At 71.8% G+C, this 11,611-nt stretch carries 14 protein-coding genes; 10 read left to right on the forward strand and 4 right to left on the reverse strand.

Going from position 1 to position 11,611, the window contains the following annotated elements; all coding sequences use genetic code 11:
* Positions 1 to 12 precede the first annotated feature (12 nt).
* Positions 13 to 381: a DsrE family protein gene (locus ACIP6N_RS13510; RefSeq protein WP_401815328.1), complete on the reverse strand. Its 369-nt coding sequence runs from the start codon at positions 379 to 381 to the stop codon at positions 13 to 15.
* A 161-nt stretch (positions 382 to 542) separates the two neighbouring features.
* On the opposite strand from ACIP6N_RS13510, the gene ACIP6N_RS13515 reads away from it, so the two are divergent.
* The 6 genes from ACIP6N_RS13515 (at position 543) to ACIP6N_RS13540 (ending at position 5,377) form a co-directional block, all read left to right on the forward strand.
* Positions 543 to 1,265, forward strand: coding sequence for a hypothetical protein (locus ACIP6N_RS13515; RefSeq protein ID WP_401815330.1), 723 nt, complete (start codon positions 543 to 545; stop codon positions 1,263 to 1,265).
* On the forward strand, positions 1,262 to 2,098 hold the full coding sequence (locus ACIP6N_RS13520; RefSeq protein ID WP_401815332.1) for a hypothetical protein: 837 nt from the start codon (positions 1,262 to 1,264) through the stop codon (positions 2,096 to 2,098). The genes ACIP6N_RS13515 and ACIP6N_RS13520 overlap by 4 nt, the downstream gene beginning before the upstream one ends.
* Positions 2,095 to 3,003, forward strand: coding sequence for a hypothetical protein (locus ACIP6N_RS13525; RefSeq protein ID WP_401815334.1), 909 nt, complete (start codon positions 2,095 to 2,097; stop codon positions 3,001 to 3,003). Before ACIP6N_RS13520 ends, ACIP6N_RS13525 begins: the two co-directional genes overlap by 4 nt.
* A gap of 302 nt (positions 3,004 to 3,305) precedes the next feature.
* A complete protein-coding gene (locus ACIP6N_RS13530; RefSeq protein WP_401815336.1) occupies positions 3,306 to 3,878 on the forward strand; it encodes an FABP family protein in 573 nt (190 codons plus the stop codon).
* 70 nt (positions 3,879 to 3,948) lie between these two features.
* Positions 3,949 to 4,386 (forward strand): Fur family transcriptional regulator, encoded by a 438-nt coding sequence (locus tag ACIP6N_RS13535; protein ID WP_401815338.1) that lies wholly within the window; start codon positions 3,949 to 3,951, stop codon positions 4,384 to 4,386.
* Positions 4,387 to 4,396: 10 nt separating this feature from the next.
* On the forward strand, positions 4,397 to 5,377 hold the full coding sequence (locus ACIP6N_RS13540) for a YgfZ/GcvT domain-containing protein (protein WP_401815339.1): 981 nt from the start codon (positions 4,397 to 4,399) through the stop codon (positions 5,375 to 5,377).
* 45 nt (positions 5,378 to 5,422) lie between these two features.
* Here the strand turns inward: ACIP6N_RS13540 and dtd are convergent, their stop codons facing one another.
* Positions 5,423 to 5,860 (reverse strand): D-aminoacyl-tRNA deacylase, encoded by a 438-nt coding sequence (dtd, locus tag ACIP6N_RS13545; protein ID WP_401815341.1) that lies wholly within the window; start codon positions 5,858 to 5,860, stop codon positions 5,423 to 5,425.
* Between the two features lie 120 nt (positions 5,861 to 5,980).
* Between dtd and ACIP6N_RS13550 the strand changes: the two genes are divergently transcribed.
* The 4 genes from ACIP6N_RS13550 to ACIP6N_RS13565 all read left to right on the forward strand — a co-directional run bounded on the left by ACIP6N_RS13550 (position 5,981) and on the right by ACIP6N_RS13565 (position 9,685).
* Positions 5,981 to 6,661: an ABC transporter substrate-binding protein gene (locus ACIP6N_RS13550; RefSeq protein WP_401815343.1), complete on the forward strand. Its 681-nt coding sequence runs from the start codon at positions 5,981 to 5,983 to the stop codon at positions 6,659 to 6,661.
* A gap of 47 nt (positions 6,662 to 6,708) precedes the next feature.
* Positions 6,709 to 7,683 carry an asparaginase gene (locus ACIP6N_RS13555; protein ID WP_401815345.1) on the forward strand — a complete coding sequence of 325 codons (975 nt, stop codon included), beginning with the start codon at positions 6,709 to 6,711 and terminating at the stop codon, positions 7,681 to 7,683.
* Positions 7,684 to 7,780: 97 nt separating this feature from the next.
* A complete protein-coding gene (locus ACIP6N_RS13560; protein WP_401815347.1) occupies positions 7,781 to 9,019 on the forward strand; it encodes a GNAT family N-acetyltransferase in 1,239 nt (412 codons plus the stop codon).
* A gap of 21 nt (positions 9,020 to 9,040) precedes the next feature.
* Positions 9,041 to 9,685 carry a TetR/AcrR family transcriptional regulator gene (locus tag ACIP6N_RS13565; RefSeq protein WP_401815348.1) on the forward strand — a complete coding sequence of 215 codons (645 nt, stop codon included), beginning with the start codon at positions 9,041 to 9,043 and terminating at the stop codon, positions 9,683 to 9,685.
* 23 nt (positions 9,686 to 9,708) lie between these two features.
* On the opposite strand, the gene ACIP6N_RS13570 is transcribed toward ACIP6N_RS13565, so the two are convergent.
* Together ACIP6N_RS13570 and ACIP6N_RS13575 are read right to left on the reverse strand one after the other, a co-directional pair.
* A complete protein-coding gene (locus tag ACIP6N_RS13570; RefSeq protein ID WP_401815350.1) occupies positions 9,709 to 10,101 on the reverse strand; it encodes a CPCC family cysteine-rich protein in 393 nt (130 codons plus the stop codon).
* Between the two features lie 246 nt (positions 10,102 to 10,347).
* Entirely contained in the window at positions 10,348 to 11,586 is a 1,239-nt protein-coding gene (locus ACIP6N_RS13575) for a cytochrome P450 (RefSeq protein ID WP_401815352.1), read from the reverse strand.
* Positions 11,587 to 11,611 lie beyond the last annotated feature (25 nt).

Genomic DNA, 11,611 nt, shown 5'->3' on the forward strand with positions numbered 1-11,611 from the left:
CGGAGCAGCCGGTCAGTAGACGAGCGCCTGCACCCCGTCCGCCATGATCTCGCTGACGAAGACCTGCGCGCCCGCGATCCGTACGCCCTCCAGTACATCCGTCTCCGTGATCTCCCGCCGTGCCGCGCACTGCGTGCAGAGCGTGACCTGCCCGCCGGCCAGGATCGACTCGATGAGGTCGGGCAGCGGCGCGGCGTGCGGCAGTTCGAACTCGGCGGCCCTGCCGGGCAGCGCGAACCACGCCGACTCGCCCGTCAGCCACAGCGAGACCTCGACCCCGCTGGCGACCGCGACGGCGGCCACCGTGAATGCCTGGGAACAGCGCTCGGGAGCGTCGGCCCCGGCAGTCACTTTGATCACGAGCTTCTTCGCAGGATTCATATATCGAACTGTAATCCTTCGGGATACAACTACCTCCTCTCTCCGCAGGTCAGGTGAGTGTGCGGGTAACAGAATCCGCGCTTCAGGTCTTGTGGGGTACCACCGTGGAAGCTTTCCCCGCTCCGGAGCAGACGGACGCTCAGGAGCCTCAGCCAATCGTCGTGAGGCCGTCGCGAAGACGCGGCCGTACGACGCTGATCATCACCGCGGCGGCGCTGCTCGGCCTCGTCGGCGGAACCTCCGTCGGATACGGCGTCCAGGCCGAACGCCCGCCGACCCCGGCGGCCGCGCTGTCGCAGCCCGCCCTGGCATATCCCGCGTCCGCCGCCAAGGGGAAGGCCGGTGAGCCCGCCGCCGGGGGAGCACGCCCGTTCAAGACGGACGGTGATCTGCGCAGGCTGCTGCTCGGCAAGCCGGCCGGAGCGCGGGACACCGAGCCGGAGGCATCGGTCGACGGCTGGTCGCCGCTGCAGGTCTACGCGGAGGGCGCCGACTCGGCGGCGGGGATGTTCGGCTACCTGGCGGGTCTGGACTTCCGCAGGGTCGCGTCCACGGCATGGGACTCGGGTGCGGACCGTACGACGTACATCGACCTCGTCCAGTTCCGCGCCGGTTCGGAGCTGAACGCCGTCGAATACGCGCGGGACCAGACGGGCTTCATGCTGGATCACCAGGACGCCGAGGCCGAGCCGCTCAAGGGAAGCGGCAACGGCCGCTGCTGGGTGTACGAGGCCCCGGCCAAGGCGGGCTACCTGCCGCTCCATGAGGCCCGCGCGCTCGCTCAGCGGGGCGACGTGGTGCTCTCCATCGAGATCTTCGACGCCAAGCCGATCAGCATGAAGGACATCCGGACGCTGGCCGAAAGGCAGTTGGAGCGGCTGTGAACGACGACAACGTGACCACTCCTCAGGAATCCCCGGAACCCCGGGAAGCACCCGGCGGGCCCAGGACACCGGACACGGCCGCGCCGGCCGGACACCCCCTCGGACGGCGCCTGGCCGGGACGGTGCTGCCCGCCGTGCTCGTTCTCGGCGCACTCGGCGGCGGGGCCGTGTACATCGGGACCACGGTCGGCGGTGCCGACAAGGCGGCGCCCACCCAGGTGTGGCAGAGCCCGGACCCGAAGCACGAGCAGAGCGCGGACCCGGCCGGGAAAGCCGACAAGGGCCGTACGGACTCCGATCTCAGCAAGAAGCTGCTGCCGGTGCCCGAGGACTTCCGGCTCGGCCCCGACGTGTCCGAGTTCGGCAACGACGCTCAGCTCTCCGGACAGCAGGCGACGGCGCTCATGAAGGCTTCCGGGAAGGGATTCACGGGTGAGCTGCGCGAGGAGATGGACAAGGCGGTCGACAAGCTGGGCATCGACGGCATCGTGGCGCGCTCGTACCTCGCGGACACGGACGAACTCCTGGTGAAGACGTCCCTCGTGCGCATGGCCGACGACAAGGCGGCCCGGAGCTGGTACGCGACCTCGTCGCGCGCCTTGTCCGTCATCGGCCGGAAGGGACCCTCCGTCGCGGGCCACACGAACGCCACGTGCTTCCTCGCGCCCGAGGACGGCGAGAGCGAGCTGGACGGCATGATCTGCCTGGCGCACGAGGGCGACCTGTTCATCCAGGTCACCGCCGACGGACCGAAGCCGTTCGACCGGTCCGCCGCCGTCGGGCTGGTCGCCGATCAGCTCGACCACATCGCATCCCCGGGGAAGTACATATGACCGAGCAGCTCACACCCGAGGCACCGGCCCCCGAGCCGGCCCCCGCAGTGGCGTCCGCCGCGCCCTCCGCGTCCGCCGTGCCCCCAATGCCGTCGCACGCCCCGCAGGCGGCTCCGCTCGCACCCGCGCCGGCCGCGCTGTCCCGCCCGCCCCGCAGGGCGCTGCGCGCCGTCGCCCGCTGGACGGCCGCGGTGCTCGTCTGCGGCGGTCTCGGCACCGGCGCGGCCCTCGGGATCAGCGGGATGGAACGTACCGACGTACCGGGGCTCGCGACCCGCGACGACGGCCGCTGGGACTACCCCGAGCTGTCGCTGCCCGCGCTGCCCGCCGGTTCCCCGCGCCCCTTCAGCGACGCCAACACGGCGCAGATCCACCACGCGGACCTGCGCCGGCTGGTGCTGCCCGCGCCGGCGGGCGCCACCGCCGACAAGAAGCTGACCGGCGGCTGGGCCGGCGCCGACACGTACCTGTCCGAGTACGCGCCGGACAAGCGCGACGGCCTCAGGGCGGGCCTGCGGGACCTCGCCGTACGGGACATCGCGGCGCGCGGCTGGACCATGGCGGACGGCACGGTCGCGCGCGTCTATCTGCTGCGCTTCGGGTCGGTCGCGTTCGCGCAGGAGTACGCGGAGCGGCACATCTCGGCCGTCCTGAACGCCTCGGCCGCCCCGCTCGCGGCGGCTCCGGCGACCGAGCTGGACCCGGGCTGGCCGCGTGCCCGCACCGTGGACGGCGTCAAGCAGACGGTGTTCGTGGAGCCGGAGCCGTACGGTCCCACCCAGGTCAGGCAGGCGTACCTGATGGCGGGCGACACCCTCGCGCTGGTCGTCACCGAGAAGAAGGGCGGCGCTCCCGCCGTGCCCTTCCACCAGACGGTGATCCTGCAGAGCCAGCTGCTCGGCTAGGTTCCGGCGTCCTGTCCGGCGTCCTGTCCGGCGAAGACCGGCTCGGGCCTCGGGGAGAGGGCCGGGCACCCACCCATTAGGCTGGTGCCCGGCCCCTGACCGACTCACCGCGCATCCGAGGAGCACCCCGTGCTTGAGGACTTCTACACTTCCCTGCTCGTCCTGGTCTGCGTCGGCGTGCTCGCCTTCACCGGCCTCGTCGTGAAGAAGCTCTACCAGGGCCAGCGATAAGGCCCCGTCGAGCCATCTCCGTCACCTCGTCGGCCTGACCCGGCCGCCACTACAGATCGCCTGAGCTGCCCATGATCGAGATCCCGTCCGACCTGAACCCGGACCTTGTCCCCCTCGCCTTCCTCCTCGGCAACTGGGAGGGCGTCGGCGTCTTCGACTTCCCCGGTGACGAGAAGGCCAACTTCGGCCAGGAAGTCACCTTCAGCCACGACGGCCGGGACTTCGTCGAGTACGTCTCGCACACCTGGGCGCTCGACGCGGAGGGCCGGAAGGTCAGGCCGATCGAGTCCGAGTCCGGCTTCTGGCGCATCGACAAGGACCGCAAGGTCGAGGTCGTGATGGTCCGCGACCAGGGCGTCGTGGAGGTCTGGTACGGCGAGCTGGCCGACCAGAAGCCGCAGATCGACCTTGTCACCGACGCGGTGGCGCGTACGGCGGCGTCCGGTCCCTACAGCGGCGGCAAGCGGCTCTACGGCTACGTCAACAGCGACCTGATGTGGGTGGGCGAGAAGTCGACCCCGGACGTCCCGATGCGCCCGTACATGTCGGCGCACCTGAAGAAGGTCGTCTCTCCCGAACAGGTCGCGGAGTGGGCCAAGGACCTCGGCGATCTGCCCGACGACGGCATCGCCTTCTTCAAGTAGGAGCCGCGAGGGGGAAAGCGGGGGCGCGCACGCGCCCCCCGATCCGCCGGGTCGCACCTACACTGGCCCTGTGGTGAGCACCGACTGGAAGAGCGATCTGCGGCAGCGCGGCTACCGGCTGACCCCGCAGCGCCAGCTTGTCCTGGAAGCCGTCGACTCGCTCGAACACGCGACGCCCGACGAGATCCTCGGTGAAGTGCGCAGAACCGCCTCCGGGGTCAACATCTCCACCGTCTACCGGACACTGGAGCTGCTGGAGGAGCTGGGACTCGTCTCGCACGCCCACCTCGGGCACGGCGCGCCGACGTACCACCTCGCCGACCGGCACCACCACATCCACATGGTGTGCCGGGACTGTACGAACGTCATCGAGGCGGACGTCGAGGTCGCGGACGAGTTCACCGACAAGCTGCGCGAGGCCTACGGCTTCACGACCGACCTCAAGCACTTCGCGATCTTCGGCCGCTGCCGGAACTGCTCCGCCCTCGCTTCGGAGGACGAGTCGTAGGCTTATCCCTATGCAGCGACACGCAACCACCAGCCCTTTGCTTTCCCTGCCCGGAGCCGTCGCCGCCGAAGGCCCCGACGAAGGTGTCGCCGCGCACTACGGCGACCTGTTCCGCGAACAGCGCGCCCTCGCCGACGGCACCGGCCTGGTCGACCTCTCGCACCGGGGCGTGGTGACCGTCACCGGAGCCGACCGGCTGACCTGGCTGCACCTGCTGCTCACCCAGCACGTCAGCGAGCTTCCGGCCGGCCGGGCCACCGAGTCGCTGATCCTCTCCGCGAACGGCCACATCGAGCACGCGCTCTACCTCGTGGACGACGGCGAGACGGTGTGGGCGCACGTCGAGCCCGGCACGCGGGAGGCGCTGGTCGGCTACCTGGAGTCGATGAAGTTCTTCTACCGGGTCGAGGTCGCGGACCGCACGGACGACTTCGCGGTGGTGCATCTGCCGGCCGGTTCCATCACGGAGGCGCCGGAGGGGGCCGTCGTACGGGAGACCCCGCACGGCAGGGACGTCTTCCTGCCGCGCGGTGACCTGGAGGCGTACGCCGGCGCGCACGGCCCGCTGGCCGGCATCCTCGCGTACGAGGCGCTGCGCATCGAGGGCCACCGGCCGCGGCTCGGCTTCGAGACCGACCACAGGACGATCCCGCACGAGCTGGGCTGGCTCGACACCGCCGTCCATCTGGCGAAGGGCTGCTACCGGGGCCAGGAGACCGTGGCGCGCGTCCACAACCTGGGCAAGCCGCCGCGCAGGCTGGTCTTCCTGCATCTCGACGGCAGTGAGGTGCTGCTGCCCGGCCACGGCACGCCCGTACGGCTCGCCGCCGACGGCGAGGACGGCCGCCAGCTCGGCTTCATCACGTCCTCGGCCCGCCACCACGAACTGGGGCCGATCGCGCTGGCGCTGGTCAAGCGCAACGTGCCGGTGGACGCGGAGCTGATGGCGGGCGGCACGGCCGCCGCGCAGGAAACCGTCGTGGAGGCCTGAGTCCGGCTCCCTCCTGAGCCGGACGCAGGGCCGACGGTCCGGGAGCTACACCTCCAGCTGCACCGTGAACGGGCCGTGATTCGTGAGCGAGACGCGCATGTCCGCGCCGAACCGGCCCGTCTCCACCTGCGCTCCGAGCGCCCGCAGCCGCGCCACCACCTCATCGACCAGCGGCTCGGCCACCGGACCGGGCGCCGCCGCGTTCCAGGTGGGGCGGCGGCCTTTGCGGGCGTCCCCGTAGAGAGTGAACTGCGAAATCACCAGGAGCGGGGCGTTCGTGTCCGAACACGACTTCTCGCCCTCCAGGATCCGCAGGGACCAGAGCTTGCGGGCCAGCCGCTCCGCCTGCTCCGCGGTGTCCTCATGGGTGACTCCCACCAGCACACACAGTCCCTCACCGAAGATCTCACCGACGGTTTCCGTCCCCGACCCGGTCACCACGGCGACGCTCGCGCCGTCGACTCTCTGCACCACTGCTCGCATACGGACCAACCTATCGGGGGCCGAACGGGTGCAGAGTGCCCGCATGTGCGGGTGCATGAGTGGCACGATGCTCGGAGGCGGTGCGTTCGCGTGCCGGTCGAGGGATGGGGAGTACGCGTGATGAACACATCTGGCGCCGGGCAGCCGCCCGGTCCCGTACCGACGACCCGTACGACCAGCGGTACGGGCACCACGAGCGCGGGCGCCCTCGGCGGCGCCGCCGTCGTGTCCGGCCCCGGCGCGGGCAAGGGCACGGCGACGGGCACCGGGACGCGGCCACCGGTGCAGCGGACCGCCACCGATCCCGCGCTGCCCGCCCCCAGGCCGTACGACTTCACGGTGCTGCTGCTGCCCGAACTGCGCGCGCTGCGCCGCGACTCGCAGCGCGACGAGGCCGACCTCAGCTATCTGCGGCGGCTGCTCCAGGGGCGCATCGACATCCTGCGGGCCGAACTGGCCCGCAGAGCCGCGCCCGAGACCCCGGTGGTCGACCGGCTCTCCGAGATCCTCGCCGATGCCCCGTCGAGCCACCGCTCCTCCGCCCGCCATGTCACGCTCGGCGTTCCGCGCAGCGAGGAGTACCGGCAGCTGGCCGCCGAGACGCTCGCCGAGGTGGAGCTGTCGGATCTGGTGGCGCGCACGGACGACGAGCTGCACACGGCGATGGCGCGTCTCGTCCAGCACGAGCAGCAGCTCTCCCGCCGCCGTCACCTGCTGCAACGGACCGCGGACGATTGCATCGCCGAGATCGCCCGCAGGTACCGTGAGGGCGAAGCGCAAGTAGACGACCTGCTCACGTAACGCCCACGAAGCCTGCGGGGCCGGGTCCGTAGCTCCGGAGGCCGATGATGACCACCACTCCGCCCGCCACCACTCCGCCCGGGATCTCGCCGGTCCTCGCCGAGGATGAACGTTCCGGCTTCGTCGAGGGGCTGCACCGCGGGTCGCTGGTGCTCCTCGCCGCCGACGGGAGTGTGGAGCGGGCGCTCGGCGACCCGGACCGTCCCGTCTTCCCGCGCTCCAGCAACAAGCCGATGCAGGCCGCGGCCCTGCTGCGGGCGGGACTCGACCTGTCGGGCGAACGGCTGGCGCTCGCCGCCGCCAGCCACTCGGGCGAGCCCTTCCACCTCGACCTCGTCCGTACGATGCTCGCCGAGTACGGGCTGACGGCCGGCGATCTCCAGACGCCGCCCGACCTGCCGCTGGACCCGGTCGCGGCCGAGGCGTACCTCGCGGCGGGCCAGGTGCGCGAGCGCGTCACGATGAACTGCTCGGGCAAGCACACCGCGATGCTCGCGGCCTGCGCGCTCAACGGCTGGCCGACGGACAGCTATCTGCACGTGGACCACCCGTTGCAGAAGCTGGTGCGCATCGTGGTGGAGGAGGCGGCCGGCGAGCGGGTCGCGGCGGTCGGTACGGACGGCTGTGGCGCCCCGCTGATGGCGCTCAGCCTCACCGGACTCGCCCGCGCCTTCCGCACCTTCGTGCTCGCGGAACCCGGTACGGCCGAGCGGCGGGTGGCGGACGCGATGCGCGCCCACCCGGAGTACGTGGCGGGCACGCGCCGGCACGACACCTGGCTCATGCGGGAGGTGCCGGGCGCGCTGTCGAAGATGGGCGCGGAGGCGGTCCAGGCGGTGGCGCTGGCGGACGGCCGGGCGCTGGCGTTCAAGATCGAGGACGGCGGGTCGCGCGCGATCGGCCCGGTGCTGGCGCGTGCGCTGGAGCTGCTGGGGATCGAGAACGAGGTGGTCGGGCGGATCGGAAGCTCGCCGCTGCTGGGCGGCGGGGCCGTGGTGGGCGGGGTGCGCGCGGTGTTCTGAGCCGCGTGCCGTTCCCGGCTCCCGGCTGTTCGGGTCGCGCCAGTGGCGGTGGAAACGCATGTGCGGCCGGTCTGTTGGACCGCTTAGCGTGGGGCGTATGAGCCTTGAGGTCCGTACTGTCACCGCGTCAGAGTTCTCCGACTGGCACCGCGCCCTGGACACCGGGTTCCTGCGGCAGCTCGCCCCGGCGGAGGCGGTGGAGGCCAAACGCGCCCACACCGAACTCCACCGTGTGTACGGGGCGTTCGACGAGGGGCGGTGCGTGGCGACGTTCCGTTCCTTCGACCAGGAGCTGACGCTGGTCGGCGGCGCGACGCCGACCGTGAACGCGATCTCCAACGTGACCGTCTCGGCCACGCACCGCAGGCGCGGGCTGCTCAGCAGGATGATGGCGGCGGATCTGGCGGCGGCCAAGGAGCGCGGGGACGCGCTCTCCACGCTGGTCGCCGCCGAGCACCCGATCTACGGACGCTACGGCTTCGGGCCCGCCACCTGGCTCACCGACTGGAGCGTCGATGTGCCGCGTTCGGGCCTCGACCCGCGCTGGGCGGGCCCGGACGACGGCGGCCGGATCGATCTGATCGACCCGGCCGGCGTACGGAAGCTCGGCCCCGATTTCCACGACCGCTTCCGGGTGACGCAGCCGGGCGCGACCGACCGCGACGCCCGCTGGTGGCGCCTCGAAACCGGCCAGGAAACCGTGGGGCCGCCGTGGGCCGAACGGTTCTTCGCGGTGTACCGCTCGGCGGCCGGCGAGATCGAGGGCCTGGTCACGTACAGCTCGGACGGGGGGTGGGCCGAGGACAAAACTCCGCGGAACACGCTGTCCGTGCGTCACCTGCTCGCGCTGACCCCGGCGGCGCAGCGCGCCCTGTGGCACTTCGTCTGCTCGATCGACTGGGTCACCACGGTCAGGACCGGCTACCGCGCCCCCGACGACCTGCTCCCGGACCTGCTTCCCGATCCGCGCGCGGCGCGGGTCGTGGCCCACGCGGACTTCCTGTGGGTGCGGGTCCTCGACGCCGTACGCGCCCTGGAGGCCCGTACGTACGCGGTCCCGGGGACCCTCGTCCTGGAGATCCACGACCGGGCGGGCCTGACACCGGGCCGCTTCCGCCTGGACGTCTCACCGGCCGGCGCCTCCTGCGCGCCGACCACGGAGTCGGCCGACCTCGCGCTGGACGTGCGGGAGTTGGGCGCGCTGTACCTCGGCGACGCCTCGGCCGTACGGCTGGCGGCGCTCGGCGTCCTGAGCGAGGAGAAGCCCGGCGCGGCGGCACTGGCGGACGCGGTGTTCCGCACCCCGCGCCGCCCGTGGAGCCCGGACATCTTCTGATCCTGCGTACGCTTCGTGGTCATGAGCGTCCAGGACCAGCCACCCACCTCCGCCGCCTCCGGTGCGCCCGGCCTGCGCGAACGCAAGAAGCAGCGGCGGTTCCAGGCGATCTCCGACACCGCCGTCGCGCTCTTCCTGGCCAAGGGCTTCGACGCGGTGCCGGTCGCCGAGGTCGCGGCGGCGGCCGAGGTCTCCAAGCCGACGCTCTTCCGCTACTTCCCCACCAAGGAAGACCTCGTCCTGCACCGCTTCGCGGACCACGAGGACGAGGCGGCGCGGGTGGTGGCGGGGCGCGCGGACGGCGAACGGCTGCTGGACGCGCTCCAACGGCACTTCCTGGCGGGTCTTGAGCGGCGCGACCCGGTGACCGGTCTCAATGACGACGAACAAGTCCTCGCGTATCACGGGCTGTTGTACGGCACCCCGAGCCTGGTCGCCCGGCTGTACGGCTACCAGCGGCGCTCGGAAGACGCGCTGGCCGCGGCTCTCGGCGACGGGATCGGCGGGCGGCTCGCAGCCGCCCAGATCATCGCCGTACAGCGTGTCCTCGCGCTGGAGAACTGGCGGCGGATCGCGGCGGGCGAGAGCGCCGCGCAGGTCCATCCGGACGCCGTGGCCACGGCGGAGCAGGCGTTCGACCGCCTGCGCACGGGCCTCGGGCTGTAGACCGCGCTCCAGCTCGCCGCGTTTCACCCGGGCGGCAGGAGGCTGACGCGGCGCCAGAAGGTCGGGAGCCACCAGCAGAGTGTCAGCTGGTCCTCGGGCCAGGGAGCGGGCGGGACCGAGGTGTCGGACGGGTCCTCGAACGAGTCGCGCCGCAGGTCGACCGGGCGCCAGGCCGGGTCGATGTGCTCGTCCAGGAACGGCCGGCGGCTGTGGCTGCGCCACTTCTCGTCGCTGACGCCGAATTCCATGTAGTTGCGCTGCGCCTGCACCAGGGACGTGCCGTTCTGGCCGAGCGAGGTCACCCAGCGGAGCTGGCTCACGTCGTCCTCCCAGCGGCAGATGGGGCAGATCTCGTAGAAGCCGAAGGTTCCCAGCACGCGGTGGCCGCAGCACGGACAAGGGAAACGGTCGCTCATGGCTCCAGCATGAACGCGCGACCCGGGCGTTCGGCCGGTTTCGCTCAGAATGTGCGACGCGTCACGGGCCGGTCACGGGCCGCGGGTGGGGGTTCACCTCGCGGTCACGGACGGGAAGGCCACCGGGGTCGGCCCGTGCTCCGACCCCGGTCACCTCACCGCGCCTCACCGCGCCGGACCTGGCGCGCCGGGCTCACGCGGCTCGTGCGCCTCGCACGCCTCGTAAGGCTCGTACGCCTCGTACGCTCACGCGGCCGTGACGCGTACCGGGACGCTCCGCCAGCCGTGCAGCACGTTGTTCAGCGTCCGTACGGGCTCGCCCGCCGGCTCCAGGCGGGTGCAGTGGGCGGCCAGCGATTCGAGGAGGCTGCGGGCCTCCAGCGCTGCCAGGTGGTTCCCCGCGCAGGTGTGCGGGCCGTAGCCGAGCGCGAGATGGTCGGCCGTGTCCGGACGCCGGACCCGGAACTCCTCCGCGTCGGGGCCCCACTTGCGCGGGTCGCGGCCGGTGGCGCCGAAGATCAGCCAGACCTGCTCGCCCGCCGCTATCGGCACGCCGTCGATGCTCGTGTCGCGGGTGGCCCTGCGGCCGAACGCCTGGATCGGGGCGTCCAGCCGCATCGTCTCGCGGAAGACGTCCTCGCCGTCGGCGCGGCCCGCGCGCAGGTGCTCCCACTGCTCGGGGTGGGTCGCGAGCCGGTGGATCGCGCCGGATATCGCGTCGATGGTGGTGTCCATCCCGGCCGCCGTGTACGCGGACATCAGTGGCACCACATCCGCCTCGTCCAGCTCGCCCGCGTCGGCCGCCGCGTAGATCGCCGCCATCCAGGACCCCGGCGCCACGGACTCGCGGGTCACCTCCTGGTAGAGGAATTCGATCATCGCGCCGGCTGTCGGGGCCGAGGCCTTGAACCGGTCGTTGTCCGGGCCGAACATGTCGAACGTGGCCGCCGCGCCGTGGATCAGCTTCTCCCGGGTGGACTCCGGCAGACCCATCAGCTCCATGACGATGTCGGCGACGAACCGCTGCGCCAGGAGCGCCGCGTCGAACTCGCCCTGAAAAAAGTCCTGTTCACCCAAAGGGGCTCGCTCGCTCTGGCAACCTTGTCCGATGCATCCGGCCACCAGCCGGTCGGCGCGGTCCCTGACCCTGTCCACGAGGTCGCGCATGGCGCGCGGGTTGAGCTGCCGGGACAGCGGGCGCCGCAGCCGTGCGTGGTCGGCACCGTCCGAGCCGAGGACGGTGCCGCGCATGATGGTGGAGTTGGCGGCCTCGGTGAGGGCCAGCCCGTCCACCGAGGAGAACGTCTCCGGGTCGCCGAGCGCGGCTTTGACATCGGCGTGGCGGGTGACGGCCCAGACGTCGTGCTGCTCCAGCCAGACGGCGGGCGCGGTTTCGCGCAGGGTCGCGTAGAGCGGATACGGATCGTGGAGGACGTCGTCGGCGAACAGATCGGCTTTGCCGGCGGGAGCGGCCTCGGTCGGCATCGGATTCCTCTTTCTTGGCACGCGG

The organism is Streptomyces sp. NPDC088725, from assembly GCF_044751305.1.
Classification (GTDB): Bacteria; Actinomycetota; Actinomycetes; order Streptomycetales; family Streptomycetaceae; genus Streptomyces.